This is a genomic window from Phyllobacterium chamaecytisi (genome assembly GCF_020164455.1).
Lineage (GTDB): Bacteria > Pseudomonadota > Alphaproteobacteria > Rhizobiales > Rhizobiaceae > Phyllobacterium > Phyllobacterium chamaecytisi.
The window spans coordinates 1-387 of record NZ_JAIQWW010000081.1 but is presented as its reverse complement, the minus strand read 5'-3'; the positions used below and the strand labels follow the sequence as shown (position 1 = coordinate 387).

The 387-nt window shown below is 58.7% G+C and carries 1 pseudogene; it reads left to right on the top strand.

The window, feature by feature from the left end:
* A pseudogene (locus LB462_RS31025) lies at positions 1-253 on the top strand (hypothetical protein); the annotation flags it as partial.
* Positions 254-387 lie beyond the last annotated feature (134 nt).

Genomic DNA, 387 nt, shown 5'->3' with positions numbered 1-387 from the left:
GGGCTTCCAGCCCGGAGACAAGATCGATCTAGGCGGTATCGATGCCAATGGCGGCGCAGGCGGGAACCAGTCCTTCACGCTGGTTGCAGGCTCGACCTTAAGCGGCGCCGCACAACTGGTTGTCACGCATGAAACCCGCGAGGACGGCGAATATACGATCGTCCAGGGCAGCGTCGATGGCGATAGCGGGGCAGAGTTGCGCTTAAGCATCAAGGGCAACCACGACCTGACCAACTCGGACTTCCATCTGTAGTCCGAGAACTGACGGCGAGCCGCAATAACCGGCTCGCCGCCCTGTACAAATAACAAAAAGGGGGGTCACGAGAATGCGTTCAAGATTTGATTTTGCCAACCCTGCGAGCAACGTGGCTCGCCATAGGCCGTTCA